At 65.4% G+C, this 16,245-nt stretch carries 15 protein-coding genes; 8 read left to right on the top strand and 7 right to left on the bottom strand.

Annotation, left to right across the window (positions count from 1 at the left end):
- Nucleotides 1-32 precede the first annotated feature (32 nt).
- From AABB87_RS01945 to AABB87_RS01910, 8 genes are all read left to right on the top strand, one after another.
- A complete protein-coding gene (locus tag AABB87_RS01945; RefSeq protein ID WP_341969462.1) occupies nt 33-602 on the top strand; it encodes an outer membrane protein assembly factor BamE in 570 nt (189 codons plus the stop codon).
- A gap of 1 nt (nt 603) precedes the next feature.
- A complete protein-coding gene (gene dapB / locus AABB87_RS01940) occupies nt 604-1,407 on the top strand; it encodes a 4-hydroxy-tetrahydrodipicolinate reductase (protein WP_341969460.1) in 804 nt (267 codons plus the stop codon).
- On the top strand, nt 1,407-2,063 hold the full coding sequence (locus AABB87_RS01935) for a MotA/TolQ/ExbB proton channel family protein (protein WP_341969459.1): 657 nt from the start codon (nt 1,407-1,409) through the stop codon (nt 2,061-2,063). Before dapB ends, AABB87_RS01935 begins: the two co-directional genes overlap by 1 nt.
- A gap of 163 nt (nt 2,064-2,226) precedes the next feature.
- Nucleotides 2,227-2,652 (top strand): ExbD/TolR family protein, encoded by a 426-nt coding sequence (locus AABB87_RS01930; protein WP_341969458.1) that lies wholly within the window; start codon nt 2,227-2,229, stop codon nt 2,650-2,652.
- A 169-nt stretch (nt 2,653-2,821) separates the two neighbouring features.
- Nucleotides 2,822-5,467, top strand: coding sequence for a leucine--tRNA ligase (gene leuS, locus AABB87_RS01925; RefSeq protein ID WP_341969456.1), 2,646 nt, complete (start codon nt 2,822-2,824; stop codon nt 5,465-5,467).
- 2 nt (nt 5,468-5,469) lie between these two features.
- A complete protein-coding gene (locus tag AABB87_RS01920) occupies nt 5,470-5,967 on the top strand; it encodes an LPS-assembly lipoprotein LptE (RefSeq protein WP_231741444.1) in 498 nt (165 codons plus the stop codon).
- Between the two features lie 17 nt (nt 5,968-5,984).
- Nucleotides 5,985-7,067 carry a DNA polymerase III subunit delta gene (gene holA, locus AABB87_RS01915; protein WP_341969452.1) on the top strand — a complete coding sequence of 361 codons (1,083 nt, stop codon included), beginning with the start codon at nt 5,985-5,987 and terminating at the stop codon, nt 7,065-7,067.
- A 93-nt stretch (nt 7,068-7,160) separates the two neighbouring features.
- Complete coding sequence (locus AABB87_RS01910) at nt 7,161-9,614, top strand: putative bifunctional diguanylate cyclase/phosphodiesterase (protein ID WP_341969451.1); 2,454 nt, start codon at nt 7,161-7,163, stop codon at nt 9,612-9,614.
- A 67-nt stretch (nt 9,615-9,681) separates the two neighbouring features.
- On the opposite strand, the gene AABB87_RS01905 is transcribed toward AABB87_RS01910, so the two are convergent.
- From AABB87_RS01905 to AABB87_RS01875, 7 genes are all read right to left on the bottom strand, one after another.
- Complete coding sequence (locus tag AABB87_RS01905) at nt 9,682-10,647, bottom strand: 2-hydroxyacid dehydrogenase (RefSeq protein WP_341969450.1); 966 nt, start codon at nt 10,645-10,647, stop codon at nt 9,682-9,684.
- Nucleotides 10,644-11,144: a CinA family protein gene (locus AABB87_RS01900; RefSeq protein ID WP_341969449.1), complete on the bottom strand. Its 501-nt coding sequence runs from the start codon at nt 11,142-11,144 to the stop codon at nt 10,644-10,646. The genes AABB87_RS01905 and AABB87_RS01900 overlap by 4 nt, the downstream gene beginning before the upstream one ends.
- A 94-nt stretch (nt 11,145-11,238) precedes the next feature.
- Complete coding sequence (locus tag AABB87_RS01895; protein WP_341969448.1) at nt 11,239-11,787, bottom strand: phosphatidylglycerophosphatase A family protein; 549 nt, start codon at nt 11,785-11,787, stop codon at nt 11,239-11,241.
- A complete protein-coding gene (gene thiL, locus AABB87_RS01890; protein ID WP_341969447.1) occupies nt 11,784-12,746 on the bottom strand; it encodes a thiamine-phosphate kinase in 963 nt (320 codons plus the stop codon). The genes AABB87_RS01895 and thiL overlap by 4 nt, the downstream gene beginning before the upstream one ends.
- A gap of 60 nt (nt 12,747-12,806) precedes the next feature.
- Nucleotides 12,807-13,385, bottom strand: a complete 579-nt coding sequence (locus tag AABB87_RS01885) for an NnrU family protein (protein WP_341969445.1) — start codon at nt 13,383-13,385, stop codon at nt 12,807-12,809.
- Nucleotides 13,386-13,440: 55 nt separating this feature from the next.
- A complete protein-coding gene (locus tag AABB87_RS01880; protein ID WP_058722399.1) occupies nt 13,441-14,058 on the bottom strand; it encodes a response regulator transcription factor in 618 nt (205 codons plus the stop codon).
- A gap of 38 nt (nt 14,059-14,096) precedes the next feature.
- On the bottom strand, nt 14,097-16,148 hold the full coding sequence (locus AABB87_RS01875; protein ID WP_341969444.1) for a sensor histidine kinase: 2,052 nt from the start codon (nt 16,146-16,148) through the stop codon (nt 14,097-14,099).
- Nucleotides 16,149-16,245: the final 97 nt, after the last annotated feature.

Here is a 16,245-nt window from a genome sequence, read left to right as displayed (position 1 = left end):
CTTTTACGAGCCCAGCCCCCTACAAGCCCCTCATGCGCCTTCCTCTTCAATTTGCACCTACGGCCCGGCTGTGCTTGCTCAGCCTCACGACAGCCGCCATTGGCCTGTTGTCAGCCTGCTCCTACATCCCGTCGATCAGCGATGAAAAAGTCTTGGGCCTGGTGCGCCCATACCGACTCGAAGTTGTGCAAGGCAATGTGCTGACCAAAGAACTGGTCGCCAAGGTCAAGCTCGGCATGCCCAAGGCACAGGTGCGTGACCTGCTTGGCTCGCCGCTGCTGACCGACATCTTCCATGACGAGCGCTGGGACTATGTCTTCACCATCCGCCGCCAGGGCGCCGAACCGCAGAAGCGCCAGGTCGTGGCCTGGTTCGATGAAGGTGGCCGCCTGAAGACACTGGACGTGCCGCCTGACCTGCCGACAGAGGATGAATTCGTCGCCTCCATCAACACGCGCGGCAAGTCCGGCAATATGCCCAAGCTCGAATTGACCGAGGCCGAACGCAAGGCCCTGCCACCGCCGGCCAAGCGCGACACGCCTACGGCCGCCACGGAAGCGGTCGGCGCCGTGCGCAGCTATCCGCCACTGGAGGGCAAGTAAAGTGAGCGTGAAGATTGCTATTGCCGGCTGCTCCGGCCGCATGGGCCGCATCCTGATCGAAGCAGTGCTGAACAGCCCCGACTGCGAACTCGCCGGCGCGCTGGACCAAGCCAGCAGCCCGGCCCTGGGCCAGGACCCGGCGGCTTTTCTGGGCCAGACCAGCGGCGTCAAAATCACCGCCGACCTGCACGAAGGCTTGGCTAACGCTGACGTGCTGATCGACTTCACCCGCCCCGAAGGCACCTTGGCCCATTTGGCCGCGTGCCAGGAGCTGGGCGTCAAGGTCGTCATCGGCACCACTGGTTTTGATGCCGCGCAAAAAGCCCAGATCGGCGCCTTCGCCCAGCACATCGGCGTCATGCTGGCGCCGAATATGAGCGTGGGCGTGAACGTGGTGCTGCGCCTGCTCGACCAGGCCGCGCGCGCGCTCAATGAAGGCTACGACATCGAGATCATCGAAGCCCACCATCGCCACAAGGTCGACGCTCCCAGCGGCACTGCCTTGCAACTCGGCGAAGTGCTGGCAAAAGCCTTGGGACGCGACCTGAAAACCTGCGCCGTTTACGGCCGCGAAGGCGTGACGGGTGAGCGTGACCCCTCCACCATCGGCTTTGCCACCGTGCGCGGCGGCGATGTGGTGGGCGACCACACGGTGCTGTTCGCCGGCATCGGCGAGCGCATCGAGATCACCCACAAGGCCAGCAACCGCAGCACCTTCGCACAAGGTGCCCTGCGCGCGGCGCGCTTTCTGGCCGCCAGCCAGCCGGGCCTCTACGACATGAATGACGTGCTGGGATTGAACTGATGACGGGATTTGCAGAGCTTTGGCAAGTGGGCGATGCGGTCACGCGCAGCGTGGCCTTGCTGCTGCTTCTGATGTCCGTCAGCGCCTGGGTGGTGATTTTGTGGAAGGGCTGGCTGCTTGCGCGCGCCCGCCGCAGCATCGCCCGCGCCGTGCCGGCCTTCTGGTCGGCCGCCAATCTGGAAGAGGGCCGCGCAGCGCTGCAAAATTTCGACCAGGATGACGTCGTGCTGCCCCTGCTCGATGCCGCCACGGCCAGCGCCGCCAGCAATACCTTGGAAGCCTCGGGCCGACGCGAATCGCGCCTGACCCGCCGCCTGCGCGATGCCCTGCATGCGGTGCTGCAGCGCCTGCAATTCGGGCAGGTGCTGCTGGCCTCGATTGGCAGCGTGGCGCCCTTTGTGGGCTTGTTTGGCACCGTCTGGGGCATCTACCACGCGCTGGTGACGATGACGGCAGGCGGCAGCCTCAGCATCGAAAAGATCGCCGGCCCGGTGGGCGAGGCCCTGATCATGACCGCCGCCGGCCTGGCCGTAGCCATCCCTGCCGTGCTGGCCTACAACATCTTCGGCAAACGCATCGGCGTGTGCGAGGCGGAGTTGGAAGGCTTTGCGCATGACCTGCGCGAAATGCTGGACAGCACCGAGGCGACCCAGTGACCTGCAACGCTGAAATCGGAAGTGCCCTGGCTCACGATATGCGCCGCCTATCTGCGTTACAAATGCTCGCGATGCCACAGGGCATCGCTGTGCTTTGCGCCTTGCCAGGCAACCCATCTCGCAAGCCCTTCCACTCCCATTTCAACGTCACAGGTCACTAACCATGGCATTCGGCCGCCTCGAACGTAGCGAGTTGCCCAAACCGATGGGCGAGATCAATATGACGCCGCTGATCGACGTCATGCTGGTGCTGCTGGTGATCTTCATGATCGCCGCGCCCTTGATGGCCTCCTCGCTGCGCCTGGATCTGCCCAAGAGCGAAGCGGCCAGCCCCTCGGAGGCGCCCGCCTTCATCCAGGTCGCGCTGCAGCCCGATGGCGCGCTCTACCTCGGCGAGCAAAAGCTCGACCGTGCCGCCTTTCAAAAGCGCCTGAGCGAACTCGGCCGCGCCAACCCCGAGCAGGAAGTGCAGCTGCGCGCCGACCAAGCCGTGCCCTACGGCCAAGTGGCCGAGCTGATCGGCTGGTGCCAGGCCGCCGGTTTGAGCCGCATCGCTTTCGTGACCAATTCCCCCGCCAAGAGCGAGTGATCCGGTATGGCCCGCGCCGCCAGCATCGTGATGCTTCGCACCGCGTACACCTGACACCCTGACCCTTTTCGCCGTCTGGCCACAGCAGCCAGCCACACCCTTCGAAATCCCGGCAATCGGGCCGGCCGCGCCAGCGGCTCGCCCAAGCGCAGCCTCTACAATTTGACGCATGAACGAAAAGTACGCCCCCAACGAGATCGAAGCCGCTGCGCGCCAGTATTGGAACGAGCGTGACGCCTACCGCGTCACCGAGGACGAGAACAAGCCCAAGTTCTACGCCTGCTCCATGCTGCCCTACCCCAGCGGCAAGCTGCACATGGGCCATGTGCGCAACTACACGATCAACGACATGCTGGCGCGTCAGCTGCGCATGCAGGGCTACAACGTTTTGATGCCCATGGGCTGGGATGCCTTCGGCCTGCCGGCCGAGAATGCGGCCATGAAGGGCAAGCTGCCGCCGGCGCAGTGGACCTACGACAACATCGCCTACATGAAGAGCCAGATGCAGGCGATGGGCTTGGCGATTGACTGGTCGCGCGAAATCGCCACCTGCACGCCCGCCTACTACCAATGGAACCAGTGGCTGTTCCTGAAGATGCTGGAAGCCGGCATTGCCGAGCGCCGCACCCAAGTCGTCAACTGGGATCCGGTGGACCAGACCGTGCTGGCCAATGAGCAGGTGATCGATGGTCGCGGCTGGCGCTCCGGCGCCTTAGTCGAGAAGCGCGAGATCCCCGGCTACTACCTCAACATCACCAAATACGCCGACGAGCTGCTGGCCGCAGTGGCCGACCCCAGCAGCCCGCAATACCTGCACGGCTGGCCGGAGCGTGTGCGCCTGATGCAGGAAAACTGGATCGGCAAGAGCGAGGGCGTGCGCTTCGCCTTCCCGCACACGATTGCTAACGCCGCAGGCGAGCTGATTCAAGACGGCAAGCTCTACGTCTTCACGACGCGCGCCGACACCATCATGGGCGTGACCTTCTGCGCCGTGGCGCCCGAGCACCCCTTGGCCGCGCATGCCGCTGCGTCCTCGCCCGCCCTGGCTGCCTTCATCGAAGAATGCAAACGCGGAGGTTCGACGGAAGCCGAACTGGCCACGCAGGAGAAGAAAGGCCTGGCCACTGGCCTGTTCGTCACCCATCCGCTGACCGGCGCGCAAGTGGAAGTCTGGGTCGGCAACTATGTGCTGATGAGCTATGGCGACGGCGCCGTGATGGGCGTGCCCGCCCACGACGAACGCGACTTCGCCTTCGCCAAGAAATACGGCATCGCGATCCAGCAAGTGGTGCAAGCCGAAGGCGAGACCTTCTCGCTCGAAGCCTGGGCCGACTGGTATGGCGACAAGCAGCGCGCTGTCTGCGTCAACTCCGGCGAGCTGAACGGCCTGACGCACAAGCAAGCCGTTAGCAAGGTGGCCGAGCTGGTCGGCGCCAAAGATCTGGGCGAGAAGAAAACCACCTGGCGCTTGCGCGACTGGGGCATCAGCCGTCAACGCTACTGGGGCACCCCCATCCCCATCATCCACTGCGATGACTGCGGCCCGGTGCCCGTGCCGGCGCAGGACTTGCCCGTGGTGCTGCCCGAGGAATGCATTCCCGATGGCAGCGGCAACCCGCTGAAAAAGCATGCCGGTTTCCTGAACGTCGCCTGCCCCAAGTGCGGCAAGCCGGCGCAGCGCGAAACCGACACCATGGACACCTTTGTGGACTCGTCCTGGTACTTCATGCGCTATTGCGATGCGCAGAACAAGGACGCCATGGTGGGCGCCGGCACCGACTACTGGATGCGCCAGGGCGCGGCCATGGATCAGTACATCGGCGGCATCGAGCACGCCATCCTGCACCTGCTGTACGCCCGCTTCTGGACCAAGGTCATGCGCGACCTCGGCCTGGTCAAGATGGACGAGCCTTTCACCAAGCTGCTCACCCAGGGCATGGTGCTCAAGGGCGCCTTCTTCCGCAAGCCGGCCGACGCGGGCAAGAACTATTACTGGGAGCATGAGGTCAACGTCCAGACCAATGAGCATGGTCAGATCACCGGCGGCACGCTGAAGGCCGATGGCCTGCCGCTGGAATACGAAATGACCACCATGTCCAAGTCCAAGAACAATGGCGTGGACCCGCAAGCTCTGATCGACCAATACGGCGCCGACACGGCCCGCCTGTTCGTCATGTTCGCCTCGCCGCCGGAGCAGACCCTGGAGTGGAATGACGCCGGCGTGGAAGGCGCGCACCGCTTCCTCAAGCGCGTCTGGGCCTTTGGCGTCAAACACGCCGCTGCCATCGCGCAAGGCGGCCCTGACTTCGCCGCCCTGAATGGCGACGGTAAGGCCCTGCGCCGCGAGGTGCATCTGGTGCTCAAGCAAGTCAGCTACGACTACGAGCGCATGCAGTACAACACCGTGGTGTCGGGCGGCATGAAGCTGCTCAATGCCCTGGAGTCCTTCAAGGCCCAAGGCCAGGACGCCGCGCTGCGCGAAGGCTTCTCGGTGCTGCTGCGCCTGCTCTACCCGGCCTGCCCGCACATCACCCATCAGCTCTGGCAAGACCTGGGCTTTGCCGCTGAGCTGGGTGATCTGCTCGACGCGCCTTGGCCCAAGGTGGACGAAGCCGCCCTGGTGCAAGACGAGATCGAGCTGATGTTGCAGGTCAACGGCAAGCTGCGTGGCGCCATCAAGGTGGCGGCCACGGCAGACAAGGCCACCATCGAAGCCACCGCCCTGGCCAATGAGGAGTGCATCAAGTTCTGCGAAGGCCGCGCTCCCAAGAAGGTCATCGTGGTGCCGGGCCGCTTGGTCAACGTGGTCGCCTGAGCGTGACTGCGCCGCGCCGCTCGTTCTTGTTGATGGCCATGGCCACGGGCCTGACGGCCTGCGGCTTTGCACCGCGGCGCGAGCCTGAATTGCTGTTTCAAAGCATCGCCCTGACCGGCTTTGCGCCCGGCTCCTCGCTGGCCCTGGAGTTGCGCCGCCAACTGGCGCGCACCCCGGTCAAGGTGATGGAAGACGCCAACAAGGCCGAGCTGGTGCTGGAGGTTTTGCTGGACACGCGCGACAAGAGCTCGGTCGTGTCCACCAGCGCCGGCCAGGTGCGGGAATGGCAGCTGCGGGTCAAGCTGGACTATCTGCTGCGCACCAGCGCAGGTGAGCTGCTGCTGCCGCGCACCGAGCTGCGCATGTCACGCGACCTCAACTACACCGAGACGCATGCGCTGGCCAAAGAGCAGGAAGAAGCGCAGCTCTACCGCTCGATGAATTCCGATGTGGTGAACCAGCTGATGCGCCGGCTTGCCGCCGTGCGCCTGCCCGGCTAAGCCCGACCGAGACAACCATGCAGATCCGCGCCGACGCCCTGCCGCAGCAACTCGCCAAGAACCTGCGCCCCATCTACACCGTGTTCGGTGACGAGCCGCTGCTGGCCCAGGAGGCGGCCGATGCGGTGCGCGCCGCCGCGCGCGCGCAAGGCTATGGCGAGCGCAAGGTCTTCACCGTGGCGGGGGCCTATTTCGATTGGGCGCCGGTGCTGGGCGCGGCACAGGCCATGAGCTTGTTTGCCGAGCGCCAGCTGATCGAGATCCGCATTCCCTCTGGCAAGCCCGGCAAGGAAGGCTCCGAGGCTTTGCAGCGTTACTGCGAACGCCTGCCCGAGGATGTGCTGACCCTGGTCACCCTGCCCAAGCTGGACCGCACACAGCTGAACAGCGCCTGGTTCCTGGCGCTGGACGGCGCCGGCGCCACCGTCAAGGTGGAACCGGTGGAACGCCGCGGCCTGCCCCAATGGATTGCCCAACGCCTGGTCGCCCAAGGCCAGCGCGTGCCCGAGGGCGAGGAAGGGCAGCGCGCGCTGTCCTTTTTCGCCGACCGGGTGGAAGGTAATTTGCTGGCCGCGCACCAAGAGCTTCAAAAACTGGCCCTGCTGCATCCGCAAGGTGAACTGAGCCTGGCGCAGATCGAGGCGGCCGTGTTGAACGTGGCCCGCTACGACGTCTTCAAGCTCAGCGAAGCGGTGTTGGGCGGCCAGGTCGGCCGAGTGCTGCGCATGCTCGACGGCCTGGAGGCTGAGGGCGAGGCCGCGGTGCTGGTGCACTGGAGCTTGGCCGAAGACATCCGCGCGCTCAAGCGGGTGCGCGATGCGGTGGACGGCGGCAAGCCGCTGCCGATGGCGCTGCGCGAGTCGCGCGTCTGGGGCCCCAAAGAACGATTATTCGAGCGCATCGTGCCCGGCCTGAACAGCGCCGATCTGACCCGCCTGGTGGCGGCCGCCCAGGTCTGCGACGGCCTGGTCAAAGGCCTGCGCCACCCCAACTGGCCCAGTGACGCCTGGGCCGGCCTGCGCCGCCTGGCCCTGATGCTGGTGGAAACCACCGCCGGCCGTGGCCAGCGGGCACACACCTTGGCCCTGCAAGCGGGTTAAGGCCCGCACAGCTGCCGGTTTAAGTCCACCTCGATTTGCGCCGACAACGCTGGACATGCTGCATTCTTTTCAAGCCCGCCTCTTGAAGCCCTTATGACATTGCGCCTGCCGGCCTTCCTCAACCTGCGCCGTCTCGAAGGCCGCATGGTGGTGCCCTTCTTGGCCCTGCTGGCCGTTGTGCAGGTGAGCAGTTGGACCATCACTGACGCCAGCATCCGCGCCAACACCGAGCAAACCGTCAGAGCCGAGTTGCAAACCAGCCAACGCGTGCTGGAGCATCTACTCACACAGCAGGTCGAGCAGCGCGCCGCCATACTGCGGGACTTCGAGCACAGCCATGCGATCCGCCAATTGCTGGCCAACGCCGACAAGCTGAGCAAGACCGAACTTGAGCTCAGCCTGACCCGTGAGCTCGAATCCAAGAACCAGCGCCTGCTCAAGGCCGGCCTGATTGCCTACACCGATAGCCAATTCAAACTGGTCGCCGCCACCGCCCCCGAGGCGGGTGATTTCACTGCCCGTCTGCCAGCGCTAGTCTTGTCCATGGCCAAGCAAGACGGCACACCCACACCCTGGCAGTCGCACCTGCTGCTGCGGCAAGGCCGCGCCTACCTGATTGTGGCCGTGCAGGTGAAAGCCGTGGAGCCAGGCGGTTGGCTGCTGATGGCCGATGAATTGGGCGCCGGGCCGCTGCAGGAGCTGCGTATGCTCTCGCAGGTCAAGAGCTCCTTCATGCTGCGTCTGCACCCGGATGAAGCCTGGCATACCCAGGGCTCGGTTTTGAACAAGGCGCAAACCGATGCGCTGGACCAGCAAAACCTGCACGAGGCCGGCGCCATCAAATTCAAGCTCGGCGCCGACGATATGCGCGGCATGCTGCGGCCGCTGGTGCGCGACGGCGAGCAGGAATTGGCCGTGCTCTTGCTGCGCAATTTCGATCGCGCCTTCGAAACCTTTGACCGCCTGCGCCTGACCCTGGCCGCGCTGACCTTGCTGGGCTTGCTGACCTTTGCGCTGGCCAGCTTGCTGATGGCGCGACGCATCAGTACGCCCATCCGTTCGCTGGCCAACACGGCAGACCGCCTGGGCCACGGCGACTACGACACACCCGTGCAGGCGCTCAGCGGCGCCGCCGAAGTCAGCGATCTGGCGCGCTCGCTGGAGTCCATGCGCCAGGGCATCCGGCAGCGCGACGCCGCGCTCAATGAGTTGGCCTTCAAAGATGCGCTGACCGGCCTGACCAATCGCGCCGGCTTCAGCCGCTTGGCCACCCGCTTGCTGGCGCGGCCCGGGGGCCATTGCGCCGTGCTGGTGCTGGGCCTGGACCGCTTCAAGCATGTCAACGATGTGCAGGGCCATGAATTCGGTGACCTGCTGCTGCGCAAGGTGGCGGAGCGCCTAGGCCCCCTGCTGCAAGGCGATGACGATGTGCTGGCCCGCCTGAACGGCGACGAGTTCGCGCTGCTGCTCAATCTGGGCGATGAGGCGGCGGCGCTGGGTTTGGCAGACGCCATTCGCCGCAATTTCGAGCGCCCCATGCAGCTCGGCGAACAGACCGTGGACCTCAGCGCCGGCATCGGCATCAGCCTGGCACCGCAACATGGCGTTGACGGCAAGCTGCTGCTGACCCGCGCCGGCCTGGCCATGATGGAAGCCAAGAAGCGCCAGAGCGGCAGCCTGATCTACACCCCCGGCATGGACGTGGCCAGCCAGGAGTCGCTCTCGCTGCTGGGCGAGTTGCGCCATGCGGTCGAGGCCGGCGAGCTGCGCTTGTATCTGCAACCCAAGGTCGACCTGGGACGCAGCCAAGTGCTGGGCGCCGAGGCCTTGGTGCGCTGGCAGCATCCGGTGCGCGGCCTAGTGCCGCCCCTGCACTTCATTCCCTTTGCCGAGCAGACCGGCTTCATCCGCACGCTCACCACCTGGGTGATTGCCGCCTCGATTCGCGCCTGGGCGATGGCACAGGCCCAGGGCTTGAACATGCGCATCAGCGTCAATCTCTCGACCCGCGATCTGCTCGATCAAGACCTCCCGGACAAGATCATGCGCTTGCTGCAAGCCCATGGCGCGACCAGTCAGGCCCTGTGCCTGGAGATCACCGAAAGCGCCATCATGGACGACCCGCAGCGCGCCATGGGCACCTTGGCGCAGCTCAGCGAGCTGGGCTTCAAGCTCTCGATCGACGACTTCGGCACCGGCTACTCCTCGCTGGCTTATCTGAAAATTTTGCCGGTCAATGAACTCAAGATCGACAAGAGCTTCGTGCTGAACATGGAGCACGATCTGGGCGACGCCAAAATCGTGCGCTCCACCGTCGAGCTAGCCCACAACCTGGGCCTGACGGTGGTGGCCGAAGGGGTGGAATCCGCCAAGGCCTGGAGTATTCTGGCGGCCCTGGGTTGCGACGAAGGTCAGGGTTTCTTCATCGCCAGACCCATGCCTGAGGCCCACTTCTTCAACTGGGCCAAGGGCTGGCAAGCACCCGACCTGAGCGGCGACTCCACCGCCACGGTGCTGGAACAGCTCAAAACGGATCCCTTGATCTAAGCCGGCTCTAAGCAGGGCCAGTCACTCCTCGTCAGGCCCAGAGGCCTTCAGTATTGAGAACGCAAGCTCAGTAGCCCCGCGCCACCTGCACCAGATGGGCCAACGGCCGACCCTCGCGCAGCGCTCGCAAATTAGCCAGCACCACGGCCGCGGCGCTGCGGGCATCGGTCTGGGCCGCACAATGCGGCAGCACGGTCACCCTGGGGTGATGCCAAAACGCATGTGCCGGGTCCAGCGGCTCTTGAGCGAACACATCCAGCACTGCGTGTCCCAGCTGGCCTTGTTCCAGCGCCAGCAGCAAGTCGCCTTCGCGCACGTGGGCGCCACGCGCCAAATTGACCAGGCCGGCGCCGCGCTTCATTTGCGCGAAACGGCGGGTATTGAAAAAGCCGCGCGTCGCATCGGTCAGGGGTAATAAATTGATCACCGTGTCGGCCTCGGCCAAAGCCGCCGCCAGCGCGGCCTCGCCGCACAAGCCGCGCACCTGGGTGTCATCAACCCCGCCAGCAGCGCCAGCCTGCGTGCGCCAGCCGCTGACCGCATAGCCTTGCGCCGCCAGCGCGCGCGCCACCCGTCCGCCCAACTCGCCCTGACCCAATACCAAGACCTGCCACTCGCTGGCCCGCGGCTGCGCGGGCTGGCACCACAGCGCCAGCGCCTGCTGTTTTGCCAGCCGGAAGAAGCCACGATGCAAGGACAGCACAGCCCACAAAGCGGTCTGCACCATGGCCTCATTCATGGCGGGGTCGACCATGCGGGCCACTGGCACGCCAGTCGGCAAATCAGGATCGGCCAAGAGCTTGTCCACCCCGGCCCAAACCGATTGGATGAGGCGAAGATTGGGCAAGCCACGAAGGCTGCCATGCACGGGGTTGGCCACGATGGCTACCTCGACCGCCGCAGCAGCGGCTGCATCAGCGGATTCGGCAGGAGGCGCCAGTTCAAACTGTTCGCCCGGCAATTCGTTTTGCAAGAGCGCCAGCCAGCGCTCGCGTTCGGCAGCCGTCCAACTGCCCAGCAAGAGCAAACTCATCGGTCTTTGTCTTCCAAGGCCTCGCACAAAGCCATCAAGCCAGAGCGCAGCGTCGCAGTGCGCACGGCATGGCGGTCGCCGGTGAACAACTCCTGCCAAACCTTGGGCTCGCCACAGCCATGCAACAGGGCCAGCCAGACCGTGCCGACCGGCTTGTCCGCGCTGCCGCCGGTAGGCCCGGCAATGCCGGTGACGGCCAGGGCCCAATCAATCGGCGCGTGCGCCAGCAGGCCGCGCGCCATGTGCAGCGCCACCTCGCCGCTGACCGAGCCATGCAGGTCAATCAGGGCCGCAGGCACGCCCAGCAACTCGGTCTTGGATTCATTGCTGTAGCTGACCACGCCGCGCTCAAACCACTGGCTAGAACCCGACAAGCTGGTGCAGGCCGCGGCGATCAGCCCGCCGGTGCAGGACTCGGCCGTGCCGACTTTTTCGCGCCGCTGCATCAGGGCTAGGCCGATGCGATCGATCAACTCTTGCTCTTCCGGGAAATGCATGCTTTTTCCTCTCGATCAGATGGTGTCTGCGCGCCGTTTCACAGGGCCAGCGCACTTGCCTCGCTGGCGCGCTCTTGCGCGCCGCCACACCTCGTCAATAGAACAGGAATCGCCACACAGCGATCACCAAGAGCGTACATCCTGCTGCCACAAAATCATCAAACAAAATGCCGAAACCTTGCGCCCACGTGACTGGCTGACCACGCTCGCCCTTGAACAACTGGTCGGCCCAGCGCACCGGCCCCGGCTTGGCGGCGTCGAAGTAACGGAACAGCCCGAAGGCAATCGCCTGGCCCAACAAGCCGGTAGGCATGACCAGCCACAGCACCAGCCAAAAGGCCAGCACCTCGTCCCAAACAATGGCGCCGGGGTCAGGCGTTGCCATGGCGCGCGCCGTGGCCGTGCAGGCCCACCAGCCCACCAGCGTGCCGCCCAGCAGCAAGACGGCCCAGCGCGCATCCGTCATATGCGGATGCAAGGCCAGGAAGGACGCCCAGGCCCACAGCGTGCCCACCGTGCCCGGTGCCTTGGGCGACAAGCCGCTGCCAAAGCCCAGCGCGATCCAGCGCGCCGGATGGGCCAACATGAAGCGGGCGGTGGCGCGGCGCGGTGCGGTGTCCGCTGCAGTAGAGGCTTCACTCATGATTTGAAATGATCAAAGCTGCTGAAGCTGGCTGCCAGGGCTTGGCCTTGACGGTCCAGCAGGCGCAAGCCCGGCTGGGCCTCGATGCGACCGATGCGGGTCACGGGCGTTGCGCTGGCCTGCGCCGCTTGCAGCACCGCCGCCTGCGCCGTGGGCGCTGCGGTGAACACCAATTCGTAATCGTCCCCACCAGCCAGGCCGCATTCGCGCTGCACGGCCAAGGTTTGCGCGGCCAAAATGGCGCTGCGCGGCAAGGCATCTGCCTCCAGGCTGGCGCCAACGCCGCTGGCTTGCAGGATATGGCCGAGGTCGCCAATCAGGCCATCCGACACATCGATGGCGCTGCTGGCCACCCCGCGCAAAGCCTGGCCCAGGGCGACCCGGGGTTGCGGGCATTCCATCGCTTGGCGCACGGTCTCGAAGTCACTGCCGCCCAAGTTCAGCGTGCCGCGGAAGAGTTCCAACGCCAGCCGTGCATCGCCCAGGGTGCCGGACACATAAATATCGTCCCCAACCCGCGCGCCGCTGCGCAGCAAGGCCTGGCCGGCCGGCGCTTCGCCCATCACCGTGATGCAGATATTCAGCGGGCCCTGGGTCGTGTCGCCTCCCACCAGCGCAATGCCATGGGCATCGGCCAGGGCGAACAGACCCTTAGCGAAGCCGGCTAGCCAAGTCGCATCGGCGCGCGGCAGGGCCAGCGCCAGGGTAAAGACACGTGGTGTAGCGCCGCAGGCAGCTAGATCGCTCAGGTTGACGGCCAAGGCCTTGTGGCCCAGGCGCTCGGGCGCCACGGTGGAGAGGAAGTGCCGGCCTTCGACCAGCATGTCGCTGGACACCAGCCACTGCGCGCCCGCCGCCGGATTGAGCACGGCGCAGTCATCCCCAATGCCCAGCGCCACCGCGCTGTTGGCGGCCGCGCCGCGCACGAAAAACTGCTTGATCAGATCGAATTCACCCATGCGGGGATTGTCTCAGGCCAGGCGGACCAATTGTCCCGTCAATGGCCGAGGCCGCACGTTTCAGCCCAAGGGCCGCACACCTAGCCAGGCCGCATGCACCACCAAGGCAAAGCCGGCCCAGGCCAAGGCCCCGAGCACGAGCGTAATCAGCGTGGGCCAAAAACGGCCAGGCGGGTAGACGGTGCCGGCCACTCGGTCGCGCTGACGCGCGGCGCGGAAGCACAGAATGGCCCAGACCAGGAAGCCGCCAAACAGCAGCAGATCGGCCAAGGTGTTATTGGCCAGCAGATGGGCTGCCGCCCACAGCTTCACCGACAAGACCATGGGGTGATGCAAGCGCGCCTTCAGCAGATTGCCGGGCACATAGGCCGCCACCATCAGCATGAAAGCAAACAGGGTCAGCAAGGCGGCCAGATGGGCCATGCCCGGCAGGCGGGGCCATAGCACCAAAGGCTGACTGCGGGCCGCCGCAAAGCCCCAGATGATGGCCGCCAAGCCGACGGCCGAGACCAAGGCATACAAGCCCTTCCAGGCGCCCACACCGCGCGCGGCGATGAAGCTGCTGCGGGCATCGTCGGCAAAGATGCGGGTGGAATGAATGCCCAGAAAAAGCACCAGGCCGAGTATCAAGATCGTCATGCTTTTGCGTCCTTGGGCCGCTGGCCCTTTGTCTGAAAAACAGTCCGCTCCTTAGTTACTCCTTGAGCAGATTCGACAACTCTACCGCCGACTTCACATTCATCTTCTCGAACACCCGGGCGCGGTGCACCTCCACCGTGCGCACGCTGATGTGCAATTGGTCGGCAATCAGCTTATTGGGCAAGGCCTGAACCACCAGGCCCATCACTTCACGTTCGCGCTCGGTCAGCTCGGCCATGCGCTGGGCCAGGCGGCCGGTTTGCTGGCGCGCGGCGATGGCGCGGTCGCTGACGAGCAAGGCCTCTTCAATCCGGTCGACCAGGCTGTTGTCCGAAAAAGGCTTCTCGACGAAGTCAAAGGCACCGCGCTTGACGGCGGCCACCGCGGTGGGCACATCGCCATGGCCGGTCAGGAAGATCACTGGCAAGGCGGGCCCCAGGCCGCGCTGCGTCAAACGCTCGAACAAGGCCAGGCCGCTCATGCCCGGCATGCGCACGTCCAGCAGCAGGCATGAAGGCGCGTCGGGCCAGTCGCGCGCGTGATCGGGCCGGGCATCGAGCATGGCCTCGAAGGCCTCGGCGCTGGCGAAGCCTTCGGACAAGAGCCGACGCGAACGCAGCAACCAGGACAGGGACTCACGAATGACTTCTTCGTCGTCCACCAGATAGACCATGGGCAATTTGCGCGAGTTGCTGGGATTGATCAAAAAACTCAAGTCGACTCTCCTGCTACATCGTCGGTGCTCAGGCGCTGTGCCGCCTCCGGTTTGGCGGGGCTGGCCGCAGCGGCCAGGGTAAACCGAAATTCGGTGCCGGGCCCATCTTCGCGGCTGAAGAAGTCCAGGGCGCCGCCATGCTGCTCGATCACCGTGCGGCACAAGCTCAGGCCCAGGCCCATGCCCTCGGCGCGGGTGGTGAAGAAGGGGGTGTAGAGCTGCTTGGCCACCTCAGGGGAAATGCCCGGCCCACGATCAAGAACGGCAATGCTGACCCAACTGGCAGCGGTCTGGCGCGCCCGCAGCGTCAGCACCCGTGCGTCCAGCGGCATATCGCCGTCCATGGCCTGGATGGCATTGCGCGTCAGGTTCAGCAGCACTTGTTCGACCATGGTGCGGTCGCAGCGCACCCGCGGCATGGGCTGGGGCAAATCAAGCTCAATCCGGGTGCCGCTCTTGCGCGCCTGCAAGCGCACCAAAGGCAGGACGGCGTCAATCAGTTGGTCAACGGCAATGGTCTCGCGCGATTGGTCGCGGCGGCGCACAAAGTCGTGCACGCTCTTGATCACACGGCCTGCGCGCTCGGCCTGTTCGGCGATGCGGGTGATGGCCTGGCGCACCAATTCAGGTGTTTCCGGATCAGCCGCTTCAAGCTTGAGCAGATTCAGCGATGCGGCCGAGTAGCTGGCGATCGCCGCCAGCGGCTGATTCAGCTCATGGCTCAGCAGCGAGGCCATTTCGCCGACCGTGGCCAGCCGGGCCGTGGCCTGCAGCCGGTCTTGCTGCTGGCGCGACAGCTCCTCGACCCGGCGCTGGTCGCTCACATCCAGCACCGCGCTCATCCAGCCGGTTTGCTGGCCCTGAGCGTCCAGCAAGGGCGCTTCGAAAATCAGCACCGGAAAGCGCTCGCCGCCGGCGCGCATGAACACGGTCTCAAAGCCCTGGCGCGGGTCTTCCCCGGCATTCCAGCGCGCGCTGCGGCTCATGTGGCGGCGCCGGTAGCTGTCCACGAATTCGGGCGGCCAGTAGGGCGGCGCGGCCTGGCCCAGCAACTCCTCGGCCTTGAAGCCCACCATGGCACAGAAGGCCGGGTTGACGTAGGTGATGGTGCCGGCCATATCGCGCGCACGCAGGCCGGTGACCAGGGAGTTCTCCATCGCATGGCGAAAGGCCAAGGCCTCGGCCAGCGCATGCTCGGCGAAGGCGCGGCGGCGGCCATCGCGCGCCAAGAGGTAAACCAGCACAAACAGCGCCAGCGACAAGCCCAGCACCAGGGCCGTGGTGAGGTTGGGGATCAGCTTGGGTTGGCCGGCGGCGCTGTCCACCTTCAGCTGCAAGGTCAGGCCGCTGACGTCCACCAGGCGCTCGGCCAAGTAGAAGCCGGCGCCGCGGGTCAGGCCGGCGCGTGCCAGGCGGGTGCCATCACTCTCCACAAAGCTGAACTCGGCCTCGCGCGCCAAATCCTCGGAAACCGCTTCTTCTAGCAAATAGCGCAAGGCTAGTGTGGCGACGACAAAATTGGGCGGCTGCCCGGTGTGCAGCTGAGGCAGGCAAAGGTCCACCACCTCCAGCCCTTCCCCGCCGGCCAGCACGATGAAATAGCTGCGCGAGAATTGCTGCGAGCCCTGCCGCAAGGCGGCCGCGCAAGCCAGCTGGGTTTCGATTTCCATCTCCTCGCGCGAGGCTTGCAGATAGATGGGCGAGACATAGGGCGAGTCGGTGCTGCGCGCCACTAGGCGCTGGGCATTGCGGTACTCAAGCCGCAGAATTGGCCGGGTGCTGCGCAGCAGTACAGAGGCATCCTGGGCCCAGCGCGGGCCCTGATCCAATTGCGGGTCGACCCACAACAAACCCTGCAGGCCTTGCAGATCGCGGTCGGCAATCTGCTTGAGCCGGGCCGCAACCGCGACCGCCACTTGATCCACCCGCTCCTGCCCGCGCGCGGCTTCGTAGCGCAGGGTCAACGCCACCAGCAGGGTTTGCGCCACCAGCAGCAGCAACGTCAACGCCGCCCACAGCAGCGCCCGCCGCCAGTTCCAGGGACGCATCAGCGGGAGGGTGGATAAAGGATTGGGCACAGGCTTGATGGGCGAGCAATACAGGAACAAGTATCCTTTGCCCCGGCGGCGCCCGGATGCGCGTTAC

The organism is Roseateles sp. PN1 (genome assembly GCF_038419725.1).
Lineage (GTDB): Bacteria > Pseudomonadota > Gammaproteobacteria > Burkholderiales > Burkholderiaceae_C > Paucibacter_A.
Note: the sequence above shows the minus strand (reverse complement) of the source record. Positions and strands in the feature narration are given on the sequence as shown.